Here is a 14,907-nt window from a genome sequence, read left to right on the forward strand (position 1 = left end):
CTTAGCCGTCGCCGCCCGGGTATTTTCTTGTGTCCTGCCGTCGCTTCGGCGATCACACGCCGTGGTACTTTCGATACCATTCGACGAAACGCGCGAGGCCTTCCGCGATTGGCGTCGACGGCGCGAAACCGACGTCGCGCTGGAGGGCGGAAATGTCGGCGCGCGTCTCCAGGACGTCGCCGGCCTGCATCGGCAGCAGCTTGCGGATCGCAGGCTTGCCGATGATCCTCTCGAGCGTCTCGACGAACTCGAGCAGCTTGACCGACCTGTTGTTGCCGATGTTGTAGACGCGGTACGGCGCATAGCTCGACGAATTTTCAGGCCGCTCCGCGTTCCACGCGGGATTCGGAGCTGCGGGCCGATCGAGGGTGCGGATCACGCCCTCGACGATGTCGTCGACATAGGTGAAGTCGCGCCACATGTCGCCATTATTGAAAATCTTGATCGGCTCATTCGCGAAGATCGCGCGCGTGAACAGATAAGCGGCCATGTCGGGCCGCCCCCACGGACCGTAGACGGTGAAGAAGCGAAGACCGGTCACCGGCAACTTGTGAACATGCGCAAAGGTGTGCGCCATCAGCTCGTTGGCCTTCTTGCTCGCGGCGTAGAGGCTGACCGGGTGGTTGACCGATTGCTCGGTCGAATACGGCAGGGTGCGATTGGCGCCATAGACCGAGCTCGACGAGGCGTAGACGAGATGCGCCAGACCATGGCGCCGGCCGGCCTCGAGCACGGTGACGAAGCCGTCACAATTGGCACGGATGCTGGTGATGGGATCGTCGATCGAGGCACGGACGCCCGGCTGCGCTGCAAGGTGGACAACCCGATCGGGCGCGACTTCATCGAATACGCGGATCACCGCGGCAAAATCGGCAAGGTCGATCTCGTGGAAACTGAAGCCGGGAAGGTGCTTGAGCTTTTCGAGGCGCGCGCGCTTCAGCGCCGGATCGTAATACGGCGTGAACGCATCGATACCAACGACCTGCTCGCCACGCGCCAACAGCCGTTCACAAACGTGCATTCCGATAAAGCCGGCAGCGCCGGTCACGATCACTGGTCGCAAAGTTGTCATCTCGTTCATTCCGCGAATGCAATGCCAGACCAGGACATGAGAGGCAAGGTTTTGACGATGACGACATCATCGAGTCAGGCTTGTCGTCCATGTAAGCGCATCGAATTGTGTAGGAAACATGATGGCATCATGCATCCACGCATGCTATCCGGCTGCGAGGATACTCGGACGATAGCGCTGCATGTGCTAGAGATCATATCGACCGTCCATTCCGCGCGGATGCCCAGTCTTGAGGCATTGTTCGCGCAAGACACGCGCAAAGAAAAAGATCGGCTTTGAAACTTTCCATCAACGGCAGGTTCCTGACACAATCGCTGACAGGCGTGCAACGCTATGCCGCCGAGATCGTCAAAGCGATGGACCGCCTGCTCACGAGCGGCAAGGCGGCACCGCAACTCCTGGATGCGGAGTGGCAGATCCTGGTGCCGCCGGATGCACAGGCGCTCGCCGGTCTTGGCCGCATCAAGGTCAAGCAGGTCGGAACTTTGCGCGGGCACGCATGGGACCAGATCGATCTGGCGCGCGCGGCCGCCGGCACGCGTCTCGTCAGCCTCGCCAATTCCGGTCCGGTGCTCCACCGCGACCATCTTGTCGTCATTCACGATGCACAAGTGTTCAAACGGCCGGACTTCTTCAGCTGGCGATACCTCGTCTTGCATCGATCGCTCGGCTATTTGCTGGCACGCACCGCAACCATTGCAACGGTTTCGGCGTTTTCACGCAACGAACTTGCCGACGCGCTCTCGCTGGATCCCGCATCGATCCCGATCGTTCCAAACAGTGCGGAGCACTTCGCCTCGGTCGCGCCCGATTTCTCGATCATCGAGTCCCTGCGCCTCGAACCCTACCGCTTCTTCCTCTTTGTCGGCTCGATGACGAAGAACAAGAATGTCGACACAGCCATTCGTGCGGCCGAGCGGCTCGGCCGTCCGGATTTCCCGCTGGTCGTGGTCGGAGGCGACAACAGCAAGGTCTTCGGCGGCGGCGCGACCGAGTCGAAAGCCGGAATCGTCATCGCCGGCCGCCTCAAGGACGAGGAAGTCGCCGCGCTCTTCGCCCGGGCTGCAGCTTTCGTGTTTCCGAGTCTGTACGAGGGCTTCGGCATCCCTCCCCTGGAGGCGATGTACTTCGCCTGCCCGGTCATTGCGAGTTCCGCGGAAGCCGTTCGCGAGACCTGCGCTGACGCCGCCGTCTACTTCGACCCGCTCAACCCCGGCGAGTTGTCGGCACGGATGCACGAAAGAATTGATCTCGGCAGGATTTCGCCGGCGGAACAAGAGAAGCAGCGGGAGCGGCTCGCGACATATTCGTGGACCAAATCGGCCGCCGCCATGCTCGATGTGCTCGCCAAATCGGCTCCGCAGGCCGCATCCCGCGGAGCGGCACCATGACTCGGCCCAAATATTGCTGCTTGGAGACGGTACACATGGTCTCTGCGAGACAAGGAAGGATCGACCGTTGTCCAGCGGCCTGAAGGTTCTGCATGTCGCCGAGACGGTGAGAGGCGGCATCGCAACCTACCTCAACGAGCTTCATCCGCATCAGAGCGCGAGCTTCGGACGCGGGAACGTCAGCTATGTCGTTCCGTCCGACCATCGCGGCGACCTGGTCAACATCGAGGATGAGGCCGTCACCACCTTCCCGCGCGACGGCCGCAACGCTGTCGGCCTGTTTGCCATGTTGTCCGCGACCATGCGCGCGGTCCGCCAGCAGCAGCCGGACATCATTCACCTGCATTCGTCATTCGCCGGGCTCGTGGTGCGGCCGGTGCTGTGGCTGGCCTACCGGCGCTCTCGCATCGTCTATTGTCCGCACGGATGGGCCTTCGGCCGCGAGACGGGCCGTCTCAGCCGCGCCGTCACCGAGTTCACCGAACTTGTGCTGTCGAAGCTGACCCATCGCATCGTCTGCATCTCGGAGAGCGAGCGGGTCGACGCCAGGCGGGCCGGAATTGCGGCAAAACGCCTCGTCCTCGTGCACAACGGGATTTCCAAGCAGCGCCCCACGCTCGATACGCGCGCAGCACCGTGGCGGTCGGAGAAGATCAAGGTCCTGTTCATCGGACGCCTCGACCGCCAGAAGGGATATGATCTCCTGATCGAGGCGGCCCGCGCGCTCGGAGCCACGCTGGATGTGCGCCTCATCGGCGCCTCGGTCGTCAGCAAATTCCGGAGAAGCGATCTGCCCTCCAACGTTACGCTGCTGGGCTGGATGGACCGCAACCAGATCGAGGCCGAACTGGATCAGGCCGACATGGTGGCGATTCCGTCGCGCTGGGAAGCATTCGGCCTCGTTGCCATCGAGGCGATGCGTGCGGCCAAGCCGATCATCGCATTCCGCATCGGCGCCCTGCCGGAAATCGTCGAGGACGGCGCCACCGGCGTGCTGTGCGACGAAGTCTCGCCCGAAAAGCTGATTGAAGGATTCAAGCGCGCCACCAGGCTCGATCTGCCTGCGGTCGGCCGGGCCGGATATGAGCGCTTCACCCGCCTCTACGACATCGAGCAGACCCATCGCAACCTGAGCGCGGTCTATGCCGACGTCCTGCAATTGGGCGAGAGCGAGACCGGCGAGGCAAAGCTGCAGTCCGACTTCTCGAACAATCTGCGACCGTAGGGACCTGTCGATCAGGCCATCCGGTGGACGTCGCCCTGCGCCAGGTCGGCATCGATGACGCGTTGATCGGAGAACGACCACGCGATCGCGAACATGACGGCCATCGCACAAATGAGAAAGCCGGCTGCGAGCAGCCCGGTTTGCAACATTGTCTTCGCCTTCCCTTTTGTTTGGCCGATACCTAGCCGGATCGGGATTAGGAAGACCTTACGGACGCCAGCGTGACGCCAGCTTCCAAATCTAAGCGTTAACGGAGGCGGAATCCCGTTACTGAAATATCGACGCAGTATCCGTGCAGGATTTCTGCAACGCAGGGTACGCCGAGGTCCGAATCCGACACTTGAACTTTACGGCGATGTCGCTTCGCGGCGAGGCTGTCGGATGCACGCGGGCCGACGTCAGCACCGCTCACAAGAGCGGCATCTGCCTTAATCATGACATCGATCTGACACTCGTATGGCCTCGCTGCGAACTGCATCAAAAAGAGCGTATTCCGCACAATTTTTGGACAGAAATTTGCTCGTGTATCACGGTTCACAAGTGGCAATAAGGTCACAGCCATAAGTGCTTTACCATAAACACGAAGAGGCAGCAGTGACTCAGTAGCTGGACAGTTGCTACGGTGATTCAGATTTTAGGTGCGTACGAGGGAACGACATTGGCTAAGACCGAACAGGCTCATTTGGATTTCGGAATTGGCCGGATTCTGGCTGTCGCTACGATCAGCATCTCGTTGACCGGCTGCGCGGGCTTCATTCCCCTAGACGCTCCCGATGCCGTATCCACGCAAAAAAATGCCGCGCTGGTCACCGAGCCGACCGCGCCGCTCGCCTATGCCCTGCTGCCGGCCAATCCGGCCGTGCTGCGGGCGACCAACGGGTTTACGGACAGCGCCGGACTGCTGTTCTCCCGCCTCCCCGGCGGCAATTATCGCGACGTCACCATCGGCGTCGGCGACATCGTCACCGTGACAGTCTACGAAGCGCAGGCGGGCGGCCTGTTCATTCCGCGAGAAGCCAGCGTGCGGCCGGGCAATTTCGTCGACATCCCGCGCCAGCAGGTCGACCAGTCCGGCAACATCAACATCCCCTACGCCGGATCGATCAAGGTCTCCGGCCTGACGCCGCGCGCCGTCTCGAGCATCATCCGCGAACGCCTCAAGGATCGCGCCATCGATCCGCAGGCGGTCGTGAGCGTCGCGGAACAGCGCGGCAACCAGATCAGCGTGCTCGGCGAAGTCAATTCGCCGCAGCGCTTCCCGGTCGACCCGGGCGGCATCCGCCTGATGGGCGCGATCGCGCGCGCCGGCGGCCCAAAATATCCGTCCTACGAGAGCACGATCACGATCAAGCGCGAAGGACGCACCTACAACGAGTCGATGTCATCGGTCGTGCATCATCCCAGCGAGGACGTGCTGCTGGCTCCTGGCGACGTCGTCTTCCTCACCCGTATTCCGAGGGTGTACATGGCGTTCGGCTCGACGCCGTCGCCGGGTTCGATCGGCGGCACCAACAACCGCCGCTTCACCTTCGAGAACGACAACATGTCGCTTGCCGAGGCGCTCGCGAAGGCCGGCGGTCTCGATGGTTCTCGGGCCGATTCCAAGTCCATCTACGTCTATCGTTTCGAGCCGAAGCCGCTGCTCCAGCAGATCGGTGTCGACGTGTCGCAGTTCCCGACCGCGACCGTCCCGGCCGTCTACAAGTTCGACATGAGCAAGCCTGACGGCTGGTTCCAGGCCGATACGTTCAGGATGCGCGATCACGACGTGGTCTCGGTCGCTGAATCGCCATCGACCGAATTCATCAAGGTCATGGCTCCGCTGGACGCAGCTTCAACGAACGCGTCGAACATCTCCAGCGTCGTGGTCAACTCCAAATAACGGCCACAAGTAGCGGCCACGCTCGAGACTCTCTCTAGCCCGGATCTCGCCACGCGCGAGGTCCGGGCAGGATGTCATGGCCCGCTTCTTGAATATGGTGTGACTATTTCGGCCTCATTCCGACGTGATCGTTCACGCCGTTTTGGGCTCGAATGCGATTGCAGAGCCAGCTATTGCGTGGCAAGCGAGGTGCGCTCCCATCTACGATCAACGCATGAGGCGATCGTTGAAGATACTTATCGTGAACACCCTCTATCCTCCCGACATCATGGGTGGAGCCGAGGTATCGGTATCGCTGCTCGCAGAAGCCTTCATGCGCAACGGCCACCAGGTCGCCGTCGTCTGCCTGCAGCAGGCGGGCGACGTGTCGGTCGGGGATCGCAACGGCATCCGCACCTACCGGGTGCAGATCGACAATACATACTGGCCGTTCGGACAGACGCGGAAGCCGCCGCGGCTCGACCGACTGCGATGGCATCTGCGGGATACCTGGAACAGGCGTGCAGCCAAGCGCTTTGGCGCGATCCTCGACACCGAGAAGCCGGACGTCGTCCACACCAACAATCTGACCGGATTCTCCGTGTCGCTGTGGGCGGAGGCCAAGCGCCGCAACATCCGCGTCGTCCATACGCTGCGCGACTACTCGCTCATCTGCAAACGGTCGACGCTGTTCAGCAAGGGCGACACGTGCAAGCAGCGCTGCCTGGCATGCAAGACGATGACCATGCCATATCTCTACGCCTCGCGCATGGTTGATGCGGTGGTCTCCAACAGCCAGTATGTGCTGGAGCGGCACCTGAAACCCGGCTTCTTCCCGGGCGTACCTCACAAGGTGATCTACAATATCGCGGACGCCAGCGCGGGACTTGCCCCGCCGTCTCCGGACGCCGACCTGAGTTTCGGCTTTATCGGCCGGATTGAGCCCGAAAAAGGCATCGATGTCGTCCTTAAAGCAGTCTCCCTGCTCCCCGATTCGGGCTGGCAACTCAAAATCGCCGGAAAGGGCCTTGAAGCTTACGTGAGAGAGCTGAAGGGACGGTATGATAATCCGAGGATCAAATGGCTTGGCTTCGTAAGGTCCGCGGAATTTTACTCCGCCGTGGATGTTTGCCTAATTAGCTCGGTTTGGCCGGAGCCGTTGCCGCGTACACTGATAGAAAGCATCAATGCCGGACGTGCGACCATTTGCTCTACCGCCGGCGGAATACCAGAAATCTCTCATTTCTCGACGACACTCGGCTCGTACGAGCCAAGTGACTTCCACAAGCTCGCCGAACTGATGAAGCAGGCCATCAGCGAAGCGCCGAAATGGAAGCAGACTTTTCCGCCTCGGCCTGACTTTGCAGACAGCTTCACACCGGAAGCTGTCACCGGACAATATCTCGACGTCTATTTAGAAGGCAGCTCGAACACCGATGGAGAAAGATGAGAAGGGCTCTCGGGGTTCGTTCACAGACGATTATTGGATGAGATCCTTCCCATGAGGATATTGATCACATCGTCACTGTACCCGACACCGGGCGCACCGAAGGTGGTCGGCGGGGCCGAGATATTCGTGCGCCGCGTTGCCGACGGCCTTCTGAAGAATGGCGATGAAGTCGAAGTCGTTCGCGCCGCCTCGCTTCCTGAGCAGGCGATGGAGACAAGCAACGGCATCGACGTGTATTCGGCGCCGGTCAAGAACATCTACCGGCCCTTCACCGGACAGCGAAGCGCGCCTGCGCGCGGATTGTGGCACGCGACGGAGGACTGGCGTCAAAGCGCCGAACTTGTTGCCGACAGGATCAAGGCATTCAAGCCCGACGTGCTGCACTCGAACAACCTCTCGGGCCTCACCACGGCGGTGTGGAAGACAGCGGCCGAGCTCAATGTGCCGGTGCTCCACACATTGCACGACTACTACCTCACCTGCCCGCGGTGCTCGCGCTTCTCGAAGGGGAAGGCCTGCGAGCATACCTGCATGAGCTGCAGGCTGCTGACCATCAACCGCCGAAGCGCAACCAGATATCTGCGCGGCGTCGTCGGCGTGAGCCAGCGCATCCTCGACATCCATCTGGAGGCGGGCCTGTTCGCCGATACGCAGCTGCGCAAGATCATCCCCCACGCATCGACGGTACCGGTCTCCGCGCCTTCGAAGTATTCCGCGGGTCCCGTCCTGACCCTCGGATTCATCGGCCGTGTGACCGAAGAAAAAGGCATCTACAATCTCGTCAAGGCGTTGGCCTATCTTCCCCATGACCGGGTGCGCCTTGTCATCGCGGGTGTCGCAGAGGCGGAGATGCAGGACGAGCTCAGGACCTTGGCGCCGAAGGCGAGCATCGAATTTCTCGGCTTCGTCGAGCCCGAGACGTTCTACAGCCAGATCGACGTCGTCGTGATTCCGCCGATCTGGGAGGAGCCGGGTCCGCTCGTCGTCGCCGACGCCCAAGCGGCGCGAAAGCCTTTCCTCGGGACGCAATTCGGGGGGATTCCCGAGGCCGTGAGGCGCGGTGCCGTCGGCTGGTTGACCGCGCCCGACCCGAAGTCGCTCGCGGACAGCATTCTGCGCATCATGTCGAATCCCGAGGAGCTGGCGGCGATGGTCGACGAGCTCGCCGAGAAGAACGACCATCGGACATTCACCGACGTCATCGCCGAATATCGCGACGCCTTCGAGCTCCTGAGCCGGCACAAGCAATAGCCCATGACCCGTCTGTTCGCGCTTGTCGGGGTCGTCTACCAGAGTGCGGCGGCGATCATCCTCATCTTTCTGCTCGGCCGTATCCTCTCGCCGCTCGCTTACGCCAATTTCTCCCTCACGCTCGCCTCCAGTCAGCTGCTCAGCGTGCTGATGTTCGAATGGCTGCAATTGGCCGGCGTGCGCTTTCTGGCCGCCGCCGTGCAGGACGACGCCGCGCGACTGAGATCTTCCCTGTTCGGCGCCGCGCTCGCCAGCGCGCTCGCACTTCTGGCGATCGGGGGCCTCGCCGTTTCGATCGCGACTCCGATCGCCACGAGCATAGGCTTGGTCGGCCTTGCACTGGCCGTAGCCCAAGGCGCGACCGATCTCCACTTCATGGTCGTCCGCGTCTCGCACCGGCTTGGCGCAGCCGCGTTTCTCCTCATTCTGAGAGCCACGCTGATGGTGGGCGGCGCGACGGCCGGCGCGTGGCTCCACGGCACGGCGGACGCGGCGCTGCTCGGCATGCTGGGCGCCCAAATCGCCAGCCTGATCGCCGGGCAGTTGCTGCATCCCCACAAACTTCAGAAAGTGACGCGTCCGGCCCTGCTGGAGGATTGGAGCGGCTTCGCTCGCTACGGGATGCTCGCCGCCGGCGCCTCGGTGCTCCACCTCTCCGTCCCGGTCTCGATACGCTTCGTCGTCGTTTCAGCGCTGGGTGCGAGCGCTCCCGCGGTCACCGCGGGCTTCTCGATGGCGATCGACCTGCTGCAGCGGCCGTTTGCAGTGCTGGTCGCGGCCATCCACACCGTCAACTATCCCGAAGTCGTCCATCAATACGAGCGCGGCAGTGCCGGCGACTCCCGCGCCGCCGTCGCGCATCTGCTCGATTTCATCATCTGCGCCACGTTGGTGATGCTTGGAGGCCTGATCGGCTTTCTGCCGGACGCGGGACAATTGTTCGTCCCCGCGCCCATCCTGGCAAGCTTTCTCCAGACCTCGGCGGCCGCAGCCGGCTTCTATTTCATGCACTGCCATCTGCAATCCACGCTCGCGATCGCACCCCATTTGACGAAGTCCGCCACGCGCCTCGTCGTCGTCGCCCTGTGCCAATTGTTGCTCGTCCTGGCGGTGGCGGTGCCGACGCAGGCGATCACAGGAGCGCCGACCTATGTCCTGGTCGGTGCGATCGTCGCAACTGCGATCGTCATCGTGCTCGCGGCGGGACCAATGGTGCGGTTCGGCGCAGCGCCGCGATGGGGGCTGCTGGCGACATCCATCGCAGGCGCCGCCTTCATCGGCGCATTTTCGGCCGTGCCCTCGGCGTCCGCGATTGCGCTGGTTGCGAAGATTGCGGCCGCAACCGCCATCGTCGCACTCCTCGCGTGGAAGGGGCGCTTCCTCGAGGCTGCCGGCGCATCCCGATCGGATGTGTAACGACGGCGTGACGCCGCGATGCTGCCCAGAATGAAAAATGGCCTGCCCAACAACTTGGCAATGCCTGCTGCCCGATTGCTTGTCTTGCCAGTTGTGCATGTGCGAGATAAACGCGCGGGTGCAGGGCTGGGCCGTATGGAACCTGAGTGGGCGTCATCCCGTGGCGCCCGGAGATCGACGTAATGCTGAAAAATCTGCTGTCGATGTCCGGCATGAACGTTCTCAAATCCGGCCTGCAGTTCGCGATGACCGTCATGATGACGTATTTCGCCGCACCGGCCGAATTCGGTCTCGTCACCTTTTCACTGCCGTTCGTCGGATTCATCGCGCTGTTAACCGATCTGGGCATGTCGAGCGCCATGGTGCAGCGGCCGACGCTGGATCGGGACGACGCGGGTGCCGCGATCACGCTGATCTGCGCCATCGGCTTGCTCTGCGCCGTGATCCTGGCGGTCATCTCCGCGCCTCTCGCTGCCGGTCTCGAGATGGAGGGATTGGGAAGCGTTCTCGCCACGCTGTCGATTTCGGTGGTGCTCTCCATTGCCGCTCTCGGCCCGCGTGCCGTGCTCGAACGGCACCTGCGCTACCAGGTCGTGGCGAGCGTCGAGATCATCGCCGTCATCGTGTCGGTGCTCATATGCGTTCTGGGCGCCTTCCTGGGCTGGGGCGTCTGGGCGCTGGTCGCCTACTATGTCGTCGTCCAGATCGTTCGCGCCGCGGCCTTCGCCATCATCGCGCGAAAGGATGTGCAGCTCAACTTTCAATGGGGCCGCGTGCGCTCGATCCTGACCTTCGGCGGCTGGGTGCTGGCGAGCAATCTGCTCAACTTTGCCGGTCGCGCGGTTGGCAACGTCCTGATCGGCGGTGCCGTGGGAGCGGCCGCCGTCGGTCTGTACGGTCTGGCTTACCAGATCATGATCCTTCCGCTGATGGTGATCACCTGGCCTGGCAGCGGCGTGCTCATGGCGACACTCAGCCGCCAGGCCGCAAAAGGATCGCTGCAGGAACGCAACGAGATCATTTGCGGCGTGCTGTCGCTGACGGCCGCCGCGGTCTTTCCCGGCATGCTCTATCTCACGTTCGGCGCCGACTATCTTTTCACCGCGTTCTTTCCGGCCAAGTGGACCGGCATCATTCCGCTGGTCGGGCTGATGTCGATTGCCGGCGCAGCGCAGTCGATCACCGCTTATAGCGGCGCCATGCTGCTGTCGCGGGGCAAGGCTCAGCTGCAATTCTGGGTTTCGACCGCGAACAGCATCTCGACCATCGTGGCGTTCGTCATCGGCCTGAGATTTGGGCTCATCGGAATCATCAAGATCTATCTTGCGGTGACGCTCATCGTGTCCGTCGCCACGATGCTGATCACCTGCTGGGAAACCAGGCTGCCGGTGCTCGATCTGGTCAAGGCGCTCGCGCCCGCAACGGTCGCCACGACGCTCGGCCTCGTTGCCGCAAATCGCGTCATGGAGATGGCCGCCACGCCGAAGTCAGCCTGGCTGCTTGGCACGACCGCATACGTCCTGACGATCGCGATCAGCTACCTGCTGTTTCATCGCCAGCTGGCACGAAGCCTGCTCGGCCTGCGCGATCTCGAACTGAACAAGGAGCGCGTCGCTGCCATCTAGCCATCCGCTCGATGGCCGCGCGCGCGAACGGCCTGGAACCCTTCACACCATCGGACAAACCTGCAAGACTTCGACGAGCCATCGACAGCATTGCCGCAACGTCTCGCGCCGGACCGCGAGGGATTGATGAGATGACATCGAAAGGACCCATGAATATCCTGATCATGACGGCGACCATCACGCCGAAAGCCGACGTGCGAAGCCTCGGCCGGAAAGATCCCGCCCTCCGCCGCAAGGACTATGAGGATGCGCTCTGGTTCTACGGCCGGCTGGTCGGCCAGTGCATCGACCAGATCGTCTTCGTCGAGAACTCGGAATCCGACTTGTCCAGTCTCCAGGCCATCGCCGAGCAGTTGAACATCGCCGACAAGATCGAGTTCATTTCCTTTCCGGGGCTCGACTATCCCCAGATGTACGGCCGCGGCTACGGCGAGCTGTTCCTGCTCGACCACGCGATGGCGAATTCGCGCTTCATCAGGGAATGCGATGCCAACACCCCGATCTGGAAGGTCACCGGCCGCTACATCGTCCTGAATCTCGCCAAGCTGATCCGGAAGACCCCGAAAGGGTTCGCTTTCTACTGCAACATGCGGAACTACCCCAAGAGGGTGGTCGACATGTACATGATGGCGTGGACCACTGCGGGTTATCGCCAATATCTCCAGGGCAGATGCAAGCTCTACGAGGACTCTCCCGCCGCCGCGTTTCCCGAAAAGGCGCTGCGCGACGATTTCGAGGCGACACCGAAAACGTCAAAATTCGTTCCGCGGTTCCGGACGGTGCCGCTCGTCAGCGGCATCCGCGGCCTCGACAACAAGGGATATGCAACCGACAACATCTGGAAGTTCTACATCCGGGTCGCACTGGACACCGTTTGCCCGTGGCTCTGGATCTAGGCCGAATGTTGCCATTGACGCGGCTCTTGGACGCGGCTCCTGGACGCGGCTCTTGGGTGCGGCTCTTGCCGCGCCTACATTCCTCGCTTGGTCAGCTCCTCCGCCTCGTGCGGCGCCAGGTTCTTTCCTGCAAACCGTGACAGCATATAGAGCGGGACCTTCGGTGTGTTGAGGTCGTACATCAGGCCGAAGCGGTTTTCCGGCGGCGCCTTCTTCGGCTCATCGAACAACTCGTAGATCAGCACGCTCTCGACGTTGGCATCGACCTGATTGGCGATGAAGCTCAACGTGGCGTGCAGGCTCTTGTAGCACGCCTCGGTGAGGGGTTTGCCGGCTTCGTTCTCATAGGCCGGCTTGTAGATCTCCGCGCAATTGACCTCATTGAAGACGACCGGCTTGCCATACGTCGCGAGCTTCTTGAACAGATTGTAGGGCTGCCTGCTGCCGCCCCAGGCGCGGTTTGGATTCTGATTCAGGGATTCATAATAGTGGTAGGAGATGACGTCGAATCCGACACCCTTCGACGCCATGAAATCGAGGAAGCCGAACATCGTCGAGGTGGTGTTGAGCACGCGCCGCAAATGCAGCCCGTGCTCGCGATTGATCTTGTCGATCGCATCCGACATGCCTTTGAGGATCGCGACCCAGTCATTCATGACCGGCATGTCGAATTCCTCGGCGGTCCAGCCGCGGCCGTAGAGCTTCTTGCCGGCGGGATCCAGCGCCAGAAGGTTGATCTCGTTGCCCATCTCCCAGTCCTTGATCTGATCCTTGAAATTGATCACGAAGGTGTAGGTTCTCGAATAGGCCTGCTGATACAGCGCATTCCAGTCGCCGGCCGGATACTTGCCGCCATCGGTGCGATCCCCCCAGGCAAACGGGGTCGCCAATATCGGCTTGAGCGTGATGCCGTAGGTCTTGGCCAGCGCCAGCATGTCCCGGTACATCTGGACCTCGTAGGGATCGGTGTCCCGCGCGAGATTTGCACTGACCCTATACTGCGTGAGCCCGCGGGCTCGCATGACCTCGAAGATCGCCTTCAGGTCTGCGCGCCGTCCGTCCGGGCCGTCGACCCCCCAGGTGAGCGGACCTGCACCGGCATTCTCGACGGATGCCACCAGACCGAGTGCCAGCAACAGCGCGGCCAGAACCACTCTCTTCATTGCCAGGAACATTGCGCCTCCGTGCGCCCGAGACACTGCATGCATCCGTTTCCGATCCATCATCACCTGCATCTGCGCGACCGACCTTCACAATATGATCACAATAGACTCTCACCGGCGAAGCGCCGCCGCTGCCGGAGCGAACGACACGTTTGCACGCTTTTGTGGCGAAAATTGCCGGAGGAATTGCCGTTCCAATTCGACTGAGTATCTATAATGTCGCCCGGATGGAACGACTTAACGCCAAGCGAGAGTAAATTGTCGAACGCTCCCCTCGAATCGAAGCCGCAGATCGTCCTCAATCGCTCGACCGAAGCGGGGCGCTCGGTCGCATGTGTGATCGTGACTTACGGGCGACGCGAGCAGCTGGTGCGGCGAACCGTTGCCGCCGTTCAGGCCAGCCCCGCGGTCAAACGTGTGATCGTGGTCGACAATGGATGCAACCGGCCGGTGATGCTTGACGATTTCGCAACCAAGCCCCCCGTCGATGTCATCAGGCTCGCCTCAAATCTGGGATCGGCCGGCGGCTTTCACGCCGGCATCACCGCCGCCCAGCGGCTCGAGGACGACGACTTGGGGTTCGTCCTCATTCTGGACGACGATAATGTCGGCGAGGACGGCTTCCTGGACCGCTTGCTCGCGCTGCATACGGCACTTGGCGCGACGGACGATATCGGGCTGTGCGCATTGCGCAGGCATCGGGGCATCTATCCGACGTTGCTCGCCGATCAGAATGCCGTGGCCATCCGCGCCAACTCGTTCCTGAACTTTCATCTCGCCTCGCTTCCGTCGAAACTGTGGCGGCGGTTGGCGCGTTCCGCGCGGCGAGTTCCGGAGAATTACGGAGGGTTTCATCTGCGCCGGATCGAGACCGCTCCGTATGGCGGGCTCCTGCTGCCGATTGCCGCGGTTCGGAAGGTCTCGCCTCCGAACAAGGAGTTCGTCCTCTATAGTGACGACCACGACTACTCGCTGCGCCTGATGGACGCCGGCGTTGCCATCTATCTGACCGATGTCGGTTGCATCAACGACGCGGAAGAATCCTGGGACACGAAGCCGAGCACCAGCGCGCGAAGCGCGCTCGTCAGCCCCGACGCGCCGGCGTGGCGGCTCTATTATGCCTGCCGGAACCGGATCTTGATTGAGAAACGGTATACGACCTCCCCGATTGTCTATCGTATCAACCGAACGAGCTACGTCGGCCTGCTCGCGATCGAGGCCATCCTGGCTTATCGAAATCTTAATGCCGCCAGAAAGGCGCTTCGTCCGCTGCTCGAAGCCATCGCCGACGGCGATGCCCAGCGACTCGGTTGGCGGACCGAGTATCAATTGCCCGGCGCATCACCATCGAGCACCACGTCCGCGCGTTAGCGCGCGACGAATCATTTTCGTTTGCGCAAACGATTCGATTCACGTCGCTCTCATGGAACATTCCGTAGAACAACGGGCCAATAGTGAATCGCAATTGGGCAATCGCGGCGAGTTCCCGTGCGGAACAAGCAGTGTCGCGCAATGTGCTGAAAATACTTGCAGTTCGTCCCGCGAAAAGCCGCGGAT

12 protein-coding genes are annotated in these 14,907 nt (G+C 61.8%); 9 read left to right on the forward strand and 3 right to left on the reverse strand.

What is annotated here, in order from left to right; all coding sequences use genetic code 11:
- Positions 1–52 precede the first annotated feature (52 nt).
- Complete coding sequence (locus ABID59_RS23160) at positions 53–1,072, reverse strand: NAD-dependent epimerase (RefSeq protein ID WP_354034593.1); 1,020 nt, start codon at positions 1,070–1,072, stop codon at positions 53–55.
- Positions 1,073–1,347: 275 nt separating this feature from the next.
- Here ABID59_RS23160 and ABID59_RS23165 point away from each other — a divergent pair, with 275 nt between their 5' ends.
- Entirely contained in the window at positions 1,348–2,463 is a 1,116-nt protein-coding gene (locus tag ABID59_RS23165) for a glycosyltransferase family 4 protein (protein ID WP_354084904.1), read from the forward strand.
- Between the two features lie 67 nt (positions 2,464–2,530).
- Positions 2,531–3,688 (forward strand): glycosyltransferase, encoded by a 1,158-nt coding sequence (locus tag ABID59_RS23170; protein ID WP_354034597.1) that lies wholly within the window; start codon positions 2,531–2,533, stop codon positions 3,686–3,688.
- Between the two features lie 11 nt (positions 3,689–3,699).
- Here the strand turns inward: ABID59_RS23170 and ABID59_RS23175 are convergent, their stop codons facing one another.
- Positions 3,700–3,837: a hypothetical protein gene (locus tag ABID59_RS23175; protein WP_354034599.1), complete on the reverse strand. Its 138-nt coding sequence runs from the start codon at positions 3,835–3,837 to the stop codon at positions 3,700–3,702.
- A gap of 509 nt (positions 3,838–4,346) precedes the next feature.
- Here ABID59_RS23175 and ABID59_RS23180 point away from each other — a divergent pair.
- The 6 genes from ABID59_RS23180 (at position 4,347) to ABID59_RS23205 (ending at position 12,187) form a co-directional block, all read left to right on the forward strand.
- Positions 4,347–5,570, forward strand: a complete 1,224-nt coding sequence (locus ABID59_RS23180) for a polysaccharide biosynthesis/export family protein (protein WP_354084905.1) — start codon at positions 4,347–4,349, stop codon at positions 5,568–5,570.
- A gap of 241 nt (positions 5,571–5,811) precedes the next feature.
- On the forward strand, positions 5,812–6,999 hold the full coding sequence (locus ABID59_RS23185) for a glycosyltransferase family 4 protein (protein ID WP_354034603.1): 1,188 nt from the start codon (positions 5,812–5,814) through the stop codon (positions 6,997–6,999).
- A gap of 51 nt (positions 7,000–7,050) precedes the next feature.
- On the forward strand, positions 7,051–8,250 hold the full coding sequence (locus ABID59_RS23190; RefSeq protein ID WP_354034605.1) for a glycosyltransferase family 4 protein: 1,200 nt from the start codon (positions 7,051–7,053) through the stop codon (positions 8,248–8,250).
- A 3-nt stretch (positions 8,251–8,253) separates the two neighbouring features.
- Positions 8,254–9,666: a polysaccharide biosynthesis protein gene (locus ABID59_RS23195; RefSeq protein ID WP_354084906.1), complete on the forward strand. Its 1,413-nt coding sequence runs from the start codon at positions 8,254–8,256 to the stop codon at positions 9,664–9,666.
- A gap of 182 nt (positions 9,667–9,848) precedes the next feature.
- A complete protein-coding gene (locus ABID59_RS23200; protein WP_354084907.1) occupies positions 9,849–11,291 on the forward strand; it encodes an oligosaccharide flippase family protein in 1,443 nt (480 codons plus the stop codon).
- Between the two features lie 149 nt (positions 11,292–11,440).
- Positions 11,441–12,187 carry a hypothetical protein gene (locus ABID59_RS23205; RefSeq protein ID WP_354084908.1) on the forward strand — a complete coding sequence of 249 codons (747 nt, stop codon included), beginning with the start codon at positions 11,441–11,443 and terminating at the stop codon, positions 12,185–12,187.
- 74 nt (positions 12,188–12,261) lie between these two features.
- On the opposite strand, the gene ABID59_RS23210 is transcribed toward ABID59_RS23205, so the two are convergent.
- The gene (locus ABID59_RS23210; protein ID WP_354034613.1) at positions 12,262–13,362 is read right to left on the reverse strand and encodes a glycosyl hydrolase 53 family protein; all 1,101 of its coding nucleotides are present in this window, start codon (positions 13,360–13,362) and stop codon (positions 12,262–12,264) included.
- Between the two features lie 246 nt (positions 13,363–13,608).
- On the opposite strand from ABID59_RS23210, the gene ABID59_RS23215 reads away from it, so the two are divergent.
- On the forward strand, positions 13,609–14,721 hold the full coding sequence (locus ABID59_RS23215; RefSeq protein ID WP_354084909.1) for a glycosyltransferase: 1,113 nt from the start codon (positions 13,609–13,611) through the stop codon (positions 14,719–14,721).
- The last annotated feature ends 186 nt before the right edge of the window (positions 14,722–14,907 follow it).

The organism is Bradyrhizobium sp. S3.3.6 (assembly GCF_040546905.1).
GTDB lineage: Bacteria > Pseudomonadota > Alphaproteobacteria > Rhizobiales > Xanthobacteraceae > Bradyrhizobium > Bradyrhizobium cytisi.